The organism is Armatimonadota bacterium, from assembly GCA_023511795.1.
In the GTDB taxonomy this organism is placed as follows: Bacteria; Armatimonadota; UBA5829; order DTJY01; family DTJY01; genus JAIMAU01.
In genome coordinates, this window is sequence record JAIMAU010000002.1 from 251,165 (window position 1) to 266,547 (window position 15,383).

At 47.8% G+C, this 15,383-nt stretch carries 13 protein-coding genes; 12 read left to right on the forward strand and 1 reads right to left on the reverse strand.

What is annotated here, in order from left to right; all coding sequences use genetic code 11:
- Nucleotides 1-18 precede the first annotated feature (18 nt).
- The 12 genes from gmk to K6T99_03980 all read left to right on the forward strand — a co-directional run bounded on the left by gmk (nucleotide 19) and on the right by K6T99_03980 (nucleotide 14,597).
- On the forward strand, nucleotides 19-600 hold the full coding sequence (gmk, locus tag K6T99_03925) for a guanylate kinase (GenBank protein ID MCL6518954.1): 582 nt from the start codon (nucleotides 19-21) through the stop codon (nucleotides 598-600).
- Complete coding sequence (gene coaBC / locus K6T99_03930) at nucleotides 590-1,807, forward strand: bifunctional phosphopantothenoylcysteine decarboxylase/phosphopantothenate--cysteine ligase CoaBC (GenBank protein MCL6518955.1); 1,218 nt, start codon at nucleotides 590-592, stop codon at nucleotides 1,805-1,807. The genes gmk and coaBC overlap by 11 nt, the downstream gene beginning before the upstream one ends.
- Nucleotides 1,804-2,952, forward strand: a complete 1,149-nt coding sequence (gene metK / locus K6T99_03935) for a methionine adenosyltransferase (protein ID MCL6518956.1) — start codon at nucleotides 1,804-1,806, stop codon at nucleotides 2,950-2,952. Before coaBC ends, metK begins: the two co-directional genes overlap by 4 nt.
- Nucleotides 2,953-5,367 (forward strand): primosomal protein N', encoded by a 2,415-nt coding sequence (gene priA / locus K6T99_03940; GenBank protein ID MCL6518957.1) that lies wholly within the window; start codon nucleotides 2,953-2,955, stop codon nucleotides 5,365-5,367.
- Between the two features lie 72 nt (nucleotides 5,368-5,439).
- Complete coding sequence (gene def, locus K6T99_03945) at nucleotides 5,440-5,931, forward strand: peptide deformylase (protein MCL6518958.1); 492 nt, start codon at nucleotides 5,440-5,442, stop codon at nucleotides 5,929-5,931.
- Nucleotides 5,932-5,936: 5 nt separating this feature from the next.
- Complete coding sequence (fmt, locus tag K6T99_03950; protein ID MCL6518959.1) at nucleotides 5,937-6,878, forward strand: methionyl-tRNA formyltransferase; 942 nt, start codon at nucleotides 5,937-5,939, stop codon at nucleotides 6,876-6,878.
- Nucleotides 6,879-7,034: 156 nt separating this feature from the next.
- On the forward strand, nucleotides 7,035-7,382 hold the full coding sequence (locus tag K6T99_03955) for a tetratricopeptide repeat protein (GenBank protein ID MCL6518960.1): 348 nt from the start codon (nucleotides 7,035-7,037) through the stop codon (nucleotides 7,380-7,382).
- Between the two features lie 77 nt (nucleotides 7,383-7,459).
- Nucleotides 7,460-9,325: an ASKHA domain-containing protein gene (locus K6T99_03960; GenBank protein MCL6518961.1), complete on the forward strand. Its 1,866-nt coding sequence runs from the start codon at nucleotides 7,460-7,462 to the stop codon at nucleotides 9,323-9,325.
- 112 nt (nucleotides 9,326-9,437) lie between these two features.
- A complete protein-coding gene (locus K6T99_03965; GenBank protein ID MCL6518962.1) occupies nucleotides 9,438-10,073 on the forward strand; it encodes a corrinoid protein in 636 nt (211 codons plus the stop codon).
- Nucleotides 10,074-10,194: 121 nt separating this feature from the next.
- Entirely contained in the window at nucleotides 10,195-10,599 is a 405-nt protein-coding gene (locus K6T99_03970) for a hypothetical protein (GenBank protein ID MCL6518963.1), read from the forward strand.
- A gap of 7 nt (nucleotides 10,600-10,606) precedes the next feature.
- On the forward strand, nucleotides 10,607-12,994 hold the full coding sequence (locus K6T99_03975) for a YfhO family protein (protein ID MCL6518964.1): 2,388 nt from the start codon (nucleotides 10,607-10,609) through the stop codon (nucleotides 12,992-12,994).
- Complete coding sequence (locus K6T99_03980; protein MCL6518965.1) at nucleotides 12,987-14,597, forward strand: hypothetical protein; 1,611 nt, start codon at nucleotides 12,987-12,989, stop codon at nucleotides 14,595-14,597. Before K6T99_03975 ends, K6T99_03980 begins: the two co-directional genes overlap by 8 nt.
- A gap of 60 nt (nucleotides 14,598-14,657) precedes the next feature.
- Here K6T99_03980 and K6T99_03985 read toward each other — a convergent pair whose 3' ends face one another.
- Nucleotides 14,658-15,272: a hypothetical protein gene (locus K6T99_03985; GenBank protein MCL6518966.1), complete on the reverse strand. Its 615-nt coding sequence runs from the start codon at nucleotides 15,270-15,272 to the stop codon at nucleotides 14,658-14,660.
- Between the last annotated feature and the right edge of the window lie 111 nt (nucleotides 15,273-15,383).

The window sequence follows — 15,383 nt, forward strand, 5'->3', positions numbered from 1 at the left end:
GCTAGACTTAGAAAATTCATGTCCCGGAAAGGAATACTAATCGTACTTTCCGGCCCTTCAGGCGTAGGCAAGGACACCCTTCTCGAGCGACTTGAGCAAGTGTGTCCACACATCCAGCGGTGTGTCACATACACTACTCGTGAGCCCAGGCAGGGCGAACGCCGGGGTTTGGATTATAATTTCGTTTCGGAGGAAGAGTTCCGCTCAATGATTGCTAGAGGAGAATTCCTCGAGTTCGCCCGTGTTCACGGTCATTTATATGGCACGCCACTCAAAGAGGTATTGGCAATTCGAGAAAAAGGCATTGACGTGGTCCTTAAAATTGACGTTCAAGGCGGCCTTACAGTTAAGCAAAAGGTCCCAGAAGCCATAATGATTTTTGTAGTTCCTCCGTCGCTAGAGGAACTTGAAAGGCGTCTACGTGCCAGATATACTGATAAAGAATCGGACATCAAGCGGCGGTGCAAAGATGCACGTAAGGAATTAGAACAAATACCTCAATATGATTATTTGGTTATAAACGATCAAATTGAATCTGCAGTTGATAATCTTCGCGCCATAATATTGGCTGAGCGCGCAAGGATACGAGATGACGGGTGAAGCTTTAAAAGAAAAAAACGTAATCCTGGGGGTGACAGGCAGCATAGCTGCCTTCAAAGCTGCGGAGATATGCAGTTTACTAATCCGCAAGGGTGCAACTGTGCATGTTGTAATGACAGAGCATGCCACAAAGTTCGTCGGACCGGTAACCTTCCGCGCGCTTACAGGAAATCAAGTTATCACTGGGCTTTGGGATGAGCCGCGGGAGTATGAAATCGCTCATATCTCGCTTCCAGACAAGGCTGATGTTTTCCTCATTGCCCCTGCCACAGCAAACTTTATTGGAAAGGTTGCGGCTGGCATAGCGGATGATATGCTCACTACGATGGTAATGGCCACCAAGGCTCCTGTGGTCATTGCACCTGCGATGAACTATAAGATGTGGGAGAATCCCATCCTTCAATCGAATGTTGAAAGCCTAAAATCGCTAGGATACCGCTTCGTAGGACCTGAAACTGGGCGCCTAGCGTGCGGCGTCGAGGCTGTGGGTCGCCTGGCGTCGCCAGAAGCAATTGTACAAGCAGTCGTTGAATGCATTAGCGGTCCTCGCGATTTAGAAGGCGTCGGAATACTAGTGACTGCAGGGCCGACCGAGGAGCCGCTTGATCCAGTGCGATTCATCAGCAACCGGTCATCTGGCAAGATGGGGTATGCCATTGCTCAAGTAGCGGCCAATCGTGGGGCTAAAGTTACCCTAGTCTCTGGACCAACAACACTTCCGCAACCGGCGGGGGTGGAGTTGGTTTGCGTTAGAACAGCAGCTGAGATGCTGGAAGCAGTTTTAAGTCGACTATCCGATACGGACGTAATTATAGGGGCAGCAGCGGTTGCAGACTATACACCAAAGTCGCCGGCGCCTGAAAAAATCAAGAAGGCAAACGAGGCTTTGGTGCTTGAACTTGAGCCCACCAAAGATATAATGTTCGAGGTAGGCAGGCGAAAGAATAACCGCATCCTCATTGGTTTTGCGGCAGAGACAGAAAATACGTTGGAGAACGCGCGGAAAAAACTAGCCCAAAAAAACCTCGACCTAATAGTAGCCAATGATGTGTCAAAGCCAGAGATTGGCTTCGGCTCGGATGTCAACGAGGTTACACTTATTGAACGAGATGGCACGACGCATGACCTGCCGAGGATGTTAAAATCGGAGATTGCAGCTCGTATTCTCGACTGGGTCAAAGAGCATTTGAACGGAGGGCACAGTTGAAAAAAGGCAGATATACTTTCACATCAGAATCAGTTGCCGAAGGACATCCCGACAAGTTAGCAGACCAGATATCAGATTCTATCCTCGATGCAATTCTTGAGGGTGATGAGAATGGCAGGGTAGCCTGCGAGACTCTCGTTACCACGGGTCTATGCATAGTTGCCGGAGAGATTTCTACCTCGACCTATGTAGAGATTCCCGCGATTGTCCGGCATACAATCGAGGAAGTTGGCTATACGCGGGCGAAATACGGCTTTGACTACGAAAATGTTGGTGTCCTTACGGCAATACAAGAGCAGTCTTGCGATATTGCAAAAGGCGTAGATATTGGTGGTGCGGGCGACCAAGGAATGATGTTTGGCTTTGCTTGCACGGAGACACCAGAGCTTATGCCAATGCCGATAATGCTAGCTCACAAACTTGTTCGCCAACTAGCAACTGTCAGAAGGAATGGTGTGCTAGATTATCTGCGTCCGGATGGCAAAAGCCAGGTTACTGTAGAGTACGAAGGCTATAATCCTATTAGAATTGACAAGGTTTTAATTGCAGCTCAGCATAAGGAAAACATACCTCAAGCCACAATTTTTAGCGATATTGTTGAGCAAGTCATAAAACCAGTGCTCCCGCCTGAAATGCTCGATAAAAATACCAAGTATTTGGTTAACCCCACGGGAAGCTTTTCCATCGGCGGGCCGAGAGCAGATACCGGCCTGACAGGACGCAAGATTATTGTAGATACTTATGGAGGTATGGCTAGGCATGGCGGCGGTTGTTTCAGTGGAAAAGACCCGACAAAAGTTGATCGCTCTGCAGCTTATATGATGCGTTATATCGCAAAAAATATTGTTGCTGGAGGTTTGGCAGATCGATGCGAGCTCCAGGTAGCCTATGCCATCGGCGAAAAGGAACCACTTTCAGTCTTAGTTGAGACTTTTGGCACCGGCAAAATCCCCGATTCCGAGATTTGCAAGTTGGTAACAAAAAATTTCGATCTTACACCTGGCGGTATTATTAAGAAGCTGAACTTACGCCGTCCCATTTATAGACAGACAGCGGTTTATGGCCATTTTGGCAGGACAGATTTGGGAGTGCCTTGGGAGGACACCGATATGGCCGAAACCCTGCGCAAAGAAGCGGGATTATAGGTGTATGCAAACGTCATAGTAGATTCTCCTGGTTTAAGAAAGGCTTTTACGTACGGCGTTCCTCCCGAGCTGGGGAACGCCGTACGCGCAGGAGTTTGTGTTGCTATTCCGTTCGCAGGCCGAGAGCATATTGGATATGTTCTCTCTCTTACAGAAAATGCCCCGACTGATATCACGGAGGTTAAGGATATCCTTTCTGTTATTCCAAATGCTTGTTCGCTGACCCCTTCGCTTCTTAATATTATTTCGTGGATGGCTGACCACTATATCGCTCCTCTCCAGCAAGCCATGCGCGCCGTTGTTCCGGAGGCGATGAGTGGGGCAATAACAACAACTATTAGGCTTATTGATGCCTCAAAAGCTTCGTTTTTATCCCAAAAACAACTTAAGATAGTTGCGATGCTCGAATCAATGGGCGGTGAGGCAGAATATGAGATTCTAAAGGCAAAAGTGCGGCTCGACGGTTTTGCTACCTCGCTAAGGCAGTTGAGGGACCGAGGCGCCATTGAAATTCTTCGGACTCTCGATCTCCCAAAAGCCAAGCCCCGAATAGTACGCGCCGTCAAGTCAGCTAGAGAGGCTAATCCGGATGTCCTTCAGCGTGCTCCAAAGCAGGCTGAGATTCTCCGAGAACTTGCAGAAGCGGGCGGCATTGTGCGCCAAGCTGAGTTGATAAACCGAGTTAAAAGTACAACATCGCCAATCAATTCGCTTGTCAAGAAGGGGCTAGTTGAGAAAGTTGACATTTGCATACGCCGGAAACCTTTTGAGGCTGTCCGCGGGTCTCGAAAGCCAGATTTAACATTAACAGCTGACCAGCAAGCCGCGCTAGAAGTAATCGTTTCGGGGTTAGAGTCAAGTAGCCCACAGACGACATTACTTTATGGCGTCACTGCCAGTGGAAAAACTGAGATATACCTCCAAAGTATTCAAAAAGCACTTGGACAGGGCAAGACGGCAATTGTCCTCATGCCTGAGATAGCTCTTACAGCCCATCTTCTAGAAGTATACAGGGCAAGGTTTGGCGAAGAGGTTGCCATTCTTCATAGCCATTTATCAGTTGGAGAGCGCTATGATGAGTGGCGAAGAATTGAAAGTGGAGAGGCCAAAGTTGTACTTGGCGCACGTTCGGCAATTTTTGCGCCTGTAAGTAATTTGGGTTTAATAGTTGTTGACGAAGAACACGAACCATCATACAAGCAAGAGCGTGAGCCCAGATATAATGCCCGAACAATTGCAGAGGAATTGGCAAGAGAAGCATCGGCGTCAGTGGTGCTGGGAAGTGCGACGCCTGCAGTTGAGACATTTTACCGCGCAAAGTCTGGCGAGATTGGTCTTGCAGTTTTAGCAAACCGTGTTGACGAACGGCCACTTCCGAAAGTGGAGATTGTTGACCAACGCGTTGAATTTGCGCATGGACGGCTGCAGATATTTAGTAATCGACTTCGGGAGGCAATTGAGAGTCGCCTAGGGAAGCGTGAGCAAATCATACTTTTCGTCAATCGGCGGGGTTATGCATCATTTATCCTTTGCAGGTCATGTGGATATACTCCCTCATGTCCAAACTGTGCTGTTTCGTTTACTTACCATATCGGCCCACGGATTCTCCGTTGCCATCATTGCAATGCTTGCCAGCCCGCGCCTACGATATGCCCAAATTGTGGCGGGCCGCATATTCGGCAGTTTGGGATAGGCACAGAGCGAGTTGAGGAAGAAGCCAGGCGTATTTTCACCAACGCATCGGTAATAAGGATGGATAGGGATACAACAAGCTCTAAGGGTGTACATTTCCGACTACTGGATGCGTTTAGTAAGGGCGAAGCCGATATCCTAGTAGGCACCCAAATGGTAGCGAAAGGACTTGATTTTCCAAACGTTACGCTGGTTGGAGTGGTAAGCGCAGATACAGCTCTTCATCTTCCGGATTTTCGCTCCGCCGAGCGTACATTCCAGCTTTTAACTCAAGTGAGCGGGCGGGCAGGCAGGGGTGAAGTCCCCGGCGAGGTAATAATTCAGTCATTCTCTCCAGAGCACTATGCGATTAGAGCTGCCTCGGCTCAAGATTACATAAGGTTTTACGAACAGGAGATTGAAAATAGGCGTGAATTGAGCTACCCACCTTTCTCAAGGCTGATAAATGTTATTTCTACAGACCCTATCGAAGAAGCCGCGGAAAACCGCATCAGACGGTTTATGGATGAGATTGCCTCCGAGCTTCCATCCGGTATGGTAGATATTCTGGGTCCTGCGCCGGCTCCTCTTGCCAAACTAAAAGGTCAATATCGCTGGCACATGGTTATCCGATACCGTGGCGAAGTTGCCATGCAGGAGATAATCAACAGTGTATGCAATAGGCTTCCTGATATGGTTGCAAACAACATTATTCTCGACGTTGATCCAATTACAATGTTATAATAAAGCTTTGAATTGGGAAAAGCCGTGTTGGAGTATGATGGCATTAAAGTGCTTTAATTAAGAGGTAGTGAAATGGCTGTGCGCGATGTGGTTACCTATCCGGATTCTGTTCTCAGACAGCAGGCTAAAGCCGTAACCAAAGTAGATACGAACACGAAGAAGCTGATACACGATATGATTGACACCATGCACGAGGCAAATGGTGTGGGATTTGCCGCAAATCAGATTGGAATCCTGCAGAAAGTTATTGTGTTTGATGATGGAACGGGGCCAAAGGTTCTTATCAATCCCAAAATCGTGCATGCCAGCGGTGAGCAAATTGGTATTGAAGGATGCCTCAGCGTGCCAGGCCTGCAAGGTGAGGTGCGCCGCGCAAATGAAATTGAGGTTAGGGGTTTAGATGAAAGAGGAAAGCCCGTGAAAATCAAAGCCGAGGGATTAACTGCCCGCATTATCCAGCATGAGCTAGACCATCTAAATGGTGTGCTGTTTATTGATAGAGCTGAGCCAAATTCGCTGCATTATGTCACAGCCACAGAGGAAGAGGAAGCGATAGAGGCATAAAAAAGATGCGCATCCTTTTCATGGGCACATCAAAATTTGCAGTGCCGACACTCCAAGCCCTTCTCAACTCCCGGCATGAGGTTATCGGAGTCGTTACTCAGCCAGACCGACCCAAGGGACGCGGTAGGGAAGTGAGTATGTCTCCGGTAAAAGAAGTAGCGTTGGAAGCTGGTGTGCCTATCTACCAGCCTGAGAAAGTTCGGGATGAGAACTTTATCAAACTTGTCGAGGAACTATCTCCCGACGTCATAGTCGTCGCCGCATTTGGACAGATACTACCGCAAAAGCTTCTCGACATACCAAAATACGGTAGCATAAATGTTCATGCTTCGCTTTTGCCGAAATATAGGGGAGCTGCGCCGGTGCACCATGCATTGTTTGAAGGGGAGACAAAAACTGGGGTCACAACTATGTTAATGGATGCAGGCTTGGATACTGGGCCGATTCTTCTTCAGCGGGAAGTTGAGATACTTCCCGAGGACAATGAGGGTACGCTTGAAGAGCGGCTTGCTAATATTGGCGCAGAGCTTTTAATTAAGACTCTTGATGGCCTTGAGCAGGGTAGAATTCAACCGAAGCCGCAGGATCATTCGTTGGCTACCCATGCTCCCTCGGTCAAGAAAGAGGACTGTGAAATTCAATGGGCTCAGCCAGCGGATAAAATTGTAAATAGGATAAGAGGGTGCACGCCACGTCCCGGAGCATATACTTATTTTGAGGGCTCACCGCTTAAAATTTGGCTATGCCGCCGATTAGATAGGGATATGGAGGCTAGTCCGGGTGAGATTATAGAAGTTTCAAAGGAGGGAATTGTGGTTGGAACGGGAGATGGCGCGGTTCTTTTAGTGGAGGTGCAGCCGGAGAATCGCAGACGAATGACAGCTGCAGAATTTGCGCGAGGCAGACATATAACCGCAGGCATGCGGTTCGATAGTTGCTCTTCTTGATTAGTCTATCGAAAGATGCTATACTTAATATAAGCCCTGGTAGAGTGAGCCCCATCTCCGGCTGTAAAATCCCGACTTTAAAGAGTCTGAACAAATATAAAACGCACTTATAATCTTATTACTACCTTTCGCGTGCTCAGAGCACGAGGTTTGGAGATGGGCGAGGCTAAAGAACATCTACAACGGGGCATAGAGTTTAAAATAGCCGGTCAATATGATGAAGCCATAGTTGAGCTACAGGAAGCAATCAAGCTTGATGGCATGAATTGTGAGGCTTATAGGCAGCTTGGCTTGGTATATGGCTTTACGGGCATGTTCGATGAGTCGCTTGAGATGCTCCGTAAAGCTAAGGAGATTGAACCGTCGAACCTAGATGCCAGGAATGACCTTGCTCTTACCTATGCAATGCTTGGAATGATTGAAGAGGCAAAGCAGGAATTCATGTCGGTGCTTGAAGAGGATCCCTCCAATGAGGTAGCACGTAAAAACATTGTCTACTTCTAAGATTCCGCTGAAAAGTTCCAGTTAGGGGCTTTATTTTGAATTCCTACTTATAAGGAATACATGGAGAGTTACAAAACTTGAACTCGAAAAAAATTAGAATAACAATTTACCCTTCAGGGCGATCTGCTTTGCTTTCGCCAGGCACTCCTCTTCGTTATGCATTTGATATATTGGGAAAAGGAATAGCCATGCCGTGTGGCGGGAAGGGCCGTTGCGCCAAGTGTCTTGTCTATTTTCAGGAAGGTGCACCTCCGCCCACACCTGCTGATGAGGCGGGTCTAACTGAGGCTGAACTCGCCCAGGGTTACCGGCTTGCATGTCAGGTTATCCTCGATAGAGATGCAGTTATTTTCACTCGCGATCACAAATTCAAGGCAACGGACAAGATACTCGTAACCGGGGCGACTAGAGACTTCGTCCTCAAGCCGAATATTACCAAACGCTGCGCAGTAATACCTAAGCCTACCGTGGATGACCTGCGTTCGGATCTCGACCGCGTATTGGATGTCTTCGGTATTAGGAGGGGCTTTGCGCCTTCGCTTCAGCTATTAAAAAACCTTGGATGCGAACTGCGCAAGTCGGGATTTCACACGACAGGTGTTTTCGCGAACGGAAAGCTTATTTCCGTTGAGGGTGGAGAGACTGCGGAAGAATGTTATGGAGTTGCCTTTGATATAGGAACAACGACGATTGCAGGTTACCTTCTTGATCTCACCAATGGTTCTCAATTAGCGGTGACGGCGGCCGTCAACCCTCAGGCTCGAATAGGTGAGGACGTCATCAGCCGAATTAGCTATTCGATGCAAGAGACCAAGGGCCTTAAGTGGCTTCAAACGGCGGTTGTCAAAGAGCTGAACAGAATCGCTGGCAGATTGGCTAGACAAGCAAATGTGTCGTTGAGTAAAATATATGAGGCAGTTGTCGTTGGCAACACATGCATGACACATTTACTGCTAGGTGTGGATCCGAGGCATTTGGCGCAGGCGCCCTATGTTCCGACATTCAGTCACAGTATGACGTTAGATGCGGGCGACCTTGGTTTGAGAATCAATCCAGCTGGCTTGGTGCACGTACTTCCGAATGTCGCTGGATATGTAGGGGCAGATACAGTTGGCATGATTCTTGCGACCGCCATCCACAAGAGCGACGGCATTGTGTTGGCGGTAGATATAGGCACAAACGGCGAAATTGTGCTAGGCTCGAAAGAACGAATGCTTGCGTGCTCAACGGCAGCAGGTCCAGCGTTTGAGGGAGCGCATATCAAGCATGGGATGAGAGCTGCTTCTGGCGCGATTGATTCTGTGTGGATTACGGATGGAGATATAGAGTTTAGCACTGTGGATGGCGCAAAGGCGGTTGGTATTTGCGGCTCCGGCCTTCTTGATGCAATTGTTTGTTTGCGCAAAGCAGGAATTCTGGAGGAAAGTGGAAGAATAGTAGATGTTGATGAAATACCGCCTGATTACGGTGGTCTTAAAGCCAGACTCACGGATGGGGGATTTGTTCTGGCAAGTGCTGAACATTCGGTGCATGGAACGCCGGTGGTGATTACTCAAAGGGATGTGCGCGAAGTTCAGCTTGCAAAGGGAGCCATTGCGGCTGGAATTCGTACGTTAATGGAGCGCCTAAATATTGTGCCGAATGATTTATCGGCGGTAGTTCTCGCAGGGGCATTCGGCAATTATATGCGCAAGCAGAGCGCGATTGCCGCTGGGCTTATACCAAATGTGCCATTATCAAAGGTACATTCGGTAGGGAATGCGGCGGGCGAAGGTGCGAAGCTTGCACTGCTTTCAACTGACGAGAGGTCCGAGGCTGACCGGATCGCTCAGTCAATTGAGTATGTAGAGCTGACGACGGACTCTAGTTTTCAGGAAAAGTTTGCGGAAGCCCTGATGTTCGGCTCGTGGCCCGACACAGGTTCGCAAAGCGTTTTTCCTTAATGGGGTGGGCTAGCTTGATAGGTGAGATAATTGCTGATTCAATCCCCTAAAGCTAGCAAGCCCAATTAAGGAGAAGAGTCAGACAAATAAATACTGCATAGGGGGTATCTGAATGTTCAACTACGAGGAGCTAGCCAATGCGCTGATTAACGGCAAAGCTCCACTTGTTCGAGAGCTCACTGAAAAGGCCCTGGCTGAGGGCGAAAGTCCCCAAGACATACTAAACAAGGGCTTAGTAGCGGGCATGAGCGTAGTGGGTGAAAAGTTCAAGAACAACGAGTTCTATGTGCCTGAAGTGCTCATTGCTGCTCGCGCCATGAAAAATGGCATGGAGGTTCTAAAGCCGAGGCTGGTTGAAACCGGTGTTGAGCCAATCGCAAAGGTTGCGATTGGTACGGTTCGGGGCGACCTCCACGATATTGGCAAGAATTTGGTTGCCATGATGCTCGAAGGCGCTGGCTTCGAGATTATCGACCTCGGCGTCGACGTCAAGCCTGAGCAATTTGTGCAGACAGTAAAAGAAAAGAATGCAAAGCTAGTATGTTTATCGGCGCTTCTTACTACTACCATGCCGGCAATGAAAGACACAATAAATGCGCTGTCTAAAGCTGGCTTGCGGGATGGTGTAAACGTCATGATTGGCGGGGCGCCGGTAACGCAGAACTATGCCGACGAGATTGGCGCCGATGGTTATGCGCCGGATGCCGCGAGTGCGGTGGACAAAGCTAAAGAGCTGTTGAAGGTTTAACCTCGACAGGTTGGCTTTTCAATAAGAGCATTAATACTGAGCCCTTGAGACCGGAAAATACGGCCAGCGGCCGTGGGTTGAACATATTCGGTTTCGGGGCTTATTTTTTAGGGAGGTACTTGTGGGTAAACCATCTTTGCTTTCTGTAGCACTGATCCTTTTCAACGTCATGCTTGCAGCGACTGGTCAGATAGTTTTAAAAATTGGTACATCAAAGCTTGGCGGCTTAATTAAGCCCAATCATTCAATTCTTGAAGCGGCTTTTTGTGCCATCAGGGCAATGTTCACGCCATATATTTTTGCTGGATTGATGATTTATGCCTTCAGCGCCATAACTTGGATCATCATTCTGAGCAGAGTGGACTTAAGCTTTGCATATCCAATGATTAGTTTAAGCTATGTGCTTGTCGTAATCCTTTCGGCACTGATTTTGAGCGAAAAAATCCCGCTGATTGCAGTGCCAGGCTTACTTCTGATTTGCATAGGTGTAAGCTTGATAGGGATAGGTTACAGTGGGCAGCGTTGAGATATAAATGATTCGCAGGCTCTTGCCGTTTTTAATCTTCGCCGTGCTTACTTTTATCTTTCTTTGGCCGGTTCTATTTGGCGCGCGGGCACTTCTGCCGGGTGGTATGCTTGGCTACATGTCGCCATGGAGGGCAGGCGTGGCGACGCCGGACCCGGTACATTGGAATGCGCTCACTTGGGATTCGATTGCCTACTTCTATCCTGCGAGGAAATTTTTGGGTGAGTCTATAAAGTCTGGAGATATTCCATTCTGGAATCCATATCAGATGTGTGGAATGCCTTTCCTTGCAGATCCCCAGACTGCCGTACTATATCCACCAAATCTCCTATTCGCTTTGCTCCCAGCTGATGTTGCATTTGGCATACTTGCCGCACTTCACCTTTTTGCGGCAGGGGTTTTCACCTATATTTTCCTAAGGGGCATTGGATTGAGCTCGATGGCGTCGATGCTTGGCGGAATCACATTTATGCTAGGCGGTTTTGCTGTTGTTTGGTTGGAGCTCCCAAACTTCTTGGCTGTTGCTATCTGGCTTCCTCTTACGCTGCATTTCTTGCGGTTGGCTCTTATTCATCGCTCGAGAATCTATGCCGCCGTATCCGGAATAATGATAGCGCTCTCACTCATAGCAGGACATCCACAGATTGCCTTTTATTGTCTGCTTGTGTCCGCTATGTTCTTGGCTTATCTAGCTTTCGTTGGGCGCTCGGAAACTGGAATTGTCTGCTCACTGGGGCTTGGCATTTTTGCGTTTGCTATTGGATTTGCCCTTGCCGCACCGCAGATACTTCCGACCACCGAACTAGCGGCTCTGTCGCATAGGATTGGCGGTGGATACAAGGCGTATTCATCTACAGCAATGACCCCGGCAAACCTTATTACGCTCCTACTTCCTGACTTTTATGGCAATCCGTCGAAGCTGGATTTCGACTATTGGGGTGTAGGTGAATACGCTGATTATTGTGGTTACATGGGAATTTTGCCTCTGCTCCTCGCACCGCTTGCATTTATGTGTGGTGGTAAGCGGCGGCAATATGCTTGGTTTTTCGGTTGCCTTGCTGTTCTGGGTCTTTTGATGGCAATGGGCACCGCTGTTAATCGAATCTTCTACTTTGGAGTCCCTGGATTTTCACGTTCAGGTTCTCCTGTAAGGGCACTCTTTATCTATATGTTTTCGCTAACCATCCTTGGTGCGCTGGGCTTTGAGCGGCTCTTGAATCAAAAGCCAGAAAAGGCAAATCAAACGTTGATTCGAATTTTACTTATAGTTATATCAATTCTACTCATAGGGCTTCTTCTTTTAAAGCTAAATTTTGAGCGCATACGTAGCGAATTTGGCGCGATTGACCTGCTCGAGATATCACTTCCGGTGACCTGGCTATTCCCACCATTTTTTCTTGGAGCTTTTGGGCTTATGGTGCTTCTGGTTTCGGGGAAGCTAAATCGGACTTTTTGTGGTGGGCTTTTGGTAGGGCTACTCATCGCAGACTTGCTTGTATTTGGGATAAAGTATAACCAAACCTGCGTTCGGCCTCAGATTTATCCAGAGGGCACACTGACGAATTTCCTCAGGGGTGACTTGGGCTTGTGGCGAATTATGCCTCTGAACTCAAGGTGGGACCTCCGTACCTATCCGAAGGCTGTGCTTCCACCAAACTCGGCAATGGTCTATGGGTTGCAGGACGTTCAAGGCTATTCGGCGCTCTATCCACTCAAATACAAAAAATTGCTTGATGCAGCTGCCGGCAGGGATTCATCGCCGCGAGAAAACGGCAACATGGTTTTTGCTCACAATCCCACTTCGCCCATCTATGATTTGCTTGGGGTTCGTTGGATTATCTCTCTAGCACACCTAGGGGGCAAGCCTTTAGAGATGGATGGTTGCTATTTGTATCAGAATGATGGTGTTCTTCCGCGAGCGTTTATAGTGCATAAGGTAGAGTTTGTGGATGACGATGAATGCCTTCGCAGAATACGGCGCGGCGAGGTGGACCTGCGTTCAACGGCGCTAGGTGACTCCGAGTTTCTGCTGGAAGCACTTCGTCCGAGCTTGCTGAAGGCAGATATGGCAAGTGAGGATGTAAAGATTACCAAATATAGGCCGAATGAAGTGACGGTAAGCGTGAGAACTCGTGCGCCCGGCATTTTAATACTCACTGACCAATTTTATCCGGGGTGGGAAGCTTTGGTAGATGGTGAGCCAAAACGCGTATTTGAGGTGGATTTTTGTTTCCGAGGGGTAGCGATTCAAGCCGGAAAGCACGAGGTAGTTTTCTCATACCGTCCAAAGTCATTTAAGAGGGGACTTTGGCTGGCATGTTGCGCACTGGTTGTTCTGCTTGGCGTAAGCGTTGCTAGCATTAAGCGGGGAAACGCAGGTAGTGAAGATGGATAAAACATCTATCAGCCGAAGTGAATGGAAATGGGTGATATGGGTGTCTCTCGCCATTGTGCTTGGGACAATGGTCCCTTATGCAATAGGTTATGCCTTCGCAGGCCCAGGTTATCGCTTCATTGGGTTTATGCACAATGGCGATGATATGTGCGTTTATCTTTCTTGGATGCGGCAGGCCGCTGATGGGTATTTTTTTATAAGAAATCTCTTTACAACAGAACCCCAGATAGGCAAAGGTTTCAATATTTTCTTTTATTTGCTCGGAAGATTGGCTCACTTTGCGCACTTGCCGCTAATAGCAATGCTTCACATCGCAAGGGTTATCAGCGGCTTTGCGCTTTTGCTTGCTATATATATTTTTTCGAGTACCTGGCTTAAAGACAAATTCTCTCGACGTCTTTGTTTGTTAATCACGGGAACTTCGGCTGGTTTGGGCTTTCTATTTGTAGGGGTTCCTCATTCAACAGACGCTCCGGTAGATTTGTGGCAACCAGAAGCGATCACATTTCTTAGTATTTATTTAAGTCCACTGTATACTTTCCCAACCTTGCTGATGGTAGGAATTATTTTTTGGCTTTACAAATTCGCAACAGCTGGCCAATGGAAATATGCAATATTTGCTGGTGTGGGCCTATTGCTTCTTTCGAACATCCATACTTATGACATTATCCCACTAGGTCTTACTTGGGCGCTCTATTCGCTACTCAAGCTGGCATTGAGACCTCGAAATTCTAGGGTTTTGGTTGGAGGCGCAACCGCTTTGCTAATTGCATCGCCTGCGATAGCATATCAAGCGTACTTTTATTTGAGTGAGCCTGTCTTTAGAATGCGCGTTGCAGTGCCGACGACTTCGCCTAGTATTGTTTGGTATATTGCCGGCTACGGACTTCTTCTTGTGTTTGCGTTTATTGGGGTGTGGCAGTCGAGAAGGAATAATGACTTAAGCCTTCTCGTCTGCTGGTGTTTGGCTGGCTTCATTGCGGCATATCTTCCTGTAACTTTCCAAAGAAAGCTCATAATGGGAACACATATACCGCTGAGCATTCTAACGACAATGGGCGTGACTGCTGTAACTAGCCGTATTCTGCAAGATAAACATCGGACGTTGTTTTCTGCACTTATATTACTGGCGATGGTTCCATCAAACATGGTCGTAATAGCGTGGAATATTGGTGATATTCTGCAAAACCAAGTGCCAACAGGGTTTCACACGCCTTACATTTCAGAGGTTGAGCTGAATGCTCTTTCATTTCTACGGGCTCATGCGAAACCAGATGAGGCAATCCTTGGCCCGCCGAGCTTGTCGGTGCTTGTTCCGGGGTTTACAGGACGCACTGTGTACTGCGGTCACTGGGGGGAAACAGTGCGTTTTTGGGAGAAGCTTTTGGAAATTGGGCGCTTCTATGTTCCTGACACTTCTGATGACGAGAGGCGGATGTTTTTACGGAAGCACCGAATAAGCTGGGTTGTTGAATGTCGTGAGGAAAGCTCCCCTGGTTTTAAACCTGTTAATTTAAGTGAGCGGAAGGTTGATTATCTAAAGCCAGCATTTGACCAAGGTGGAATTGTGATTTACAGGGTGGTGAATAACGAAAATGCATAGAAATTGGAGGGTGATATAATCACCCTCCAGCTTTAGCCTTTTGCATTGAACTTACTCTTTTTAAGCTTGAGATTGCACATATTCTGTGATTTTATGCAATGCATCGGCGTTTAATGGGCCGAATCGGATATCAATGGCATAGCGGACAAGTTCTTTCTCGTATTTGTGCTCAATTTTGCTAACTACGCCCTTTACAGCCACTGGATTGTTTTTCTTATTAACAAAAAGGTCAAGATCCAGAGCTACGCCAGGCTTGAGATCCATTCTCGATGGAAGGTATACCCTAATTCCTGAGCATCCCATATCTCCTGATGTACAGAGTGCACGCACTGTATCGCCATTTGGGCGCGGCAGGTAAAGCCTGATTAGAAGCGGCGACTTTAATTGAAAATAAGCGTGTCCCTCGTCCCTTACAAATCTTTCTAAATCTGCCAGAGCCATTGTTTCGTCATCGGCCTCCTTTATCTGTTTTGAAGTTAATATTGTATGGCTCACGTTGGCGTCGTGCGGAATTGCCGAACAACCGCTTTTAAATGGCAATGGAATTGCACCAGAAAGCTCGGCGTTGCCTGCGGTTACAGCCGTGAGTGATTCAATTCTTGACTGCCAGGATGAACGCACTGCGTTCCTGTAATAATTCATAACAATGCCATTTAAATTGGTTCTAGGTTTCATCAAATTGGGAATCCGCCGTTCCAAACGGAGTCTACGTTAACGTTATTCCATTGACTATCCAGCGTGGAAGTTGTCAACATTACCAGTTTAATACCCGCATTTATGCCTGAT

Excerpts from the sequence above, each read along its gene's own strand:
- def (MCL6518958.1), top strand. The coding sequence starts at position 5,440 with ATGGCTGTGCGCGATGTGGTTACCTATCCGGATTCTGTTCTCAGACAG.
- K6T99_03985 (MCL6518966.1), bottom strand. The coding sequence starts at position 15,272 with ATGAAACCTAGAACCAATTTAAATGGCATTGTTATGAATTATTACAGG.
- K6T99_03965 (MCL6518962.1), top strand. The coding sequence starts at position 9,438 with ATGTTCAACTACGAGGAGCTAGCCAATGCGCTGATTAACGGCAAAGCT.
- fmt (MCL6518959.1), top strand. The coding sequence starts at position 5,937 with ATGCGCATCCTTTTCATGGGCACATCAAAATTTGCAGTGCCGACACTC.
- coaBC (MCL6518955.1), top strand. The coding sequence starts at position 590 with ATGACGGGTGAAGCTTTAAAAGAAAAAAACGTAATCCTGGGGGTGACA.
- K6T99_03975 (MCL6518964.1), top strand. The coding sequence starts at position 10,607 with ATGATTCGCAGGCTCTTGCCGTTTTTAATCTTCGCCGTGCTTACTTTT.
- gmk (MCL6518954.1), top strand. The coding sequence starts at position 19 with ATGTCCCGGAAAGGAATACTAATCGTACTTTCCGGCCCTTCAGGCGTA.
- K6T99_03955 (MCL6518960.1), top strand. The coding sequence starts at position 7,035 with ATGGGCGAGGCTAAAGAACATCTACAACGGGGCATAGAGTTTAAAATA.
- K6T99_03980 (MCL6518965.1), top strand. The coding sequence starts at position 12,987 with ATGGATAAAACATCTATCAGCCGAAGTGAATGGAAATGGGTGATATGG.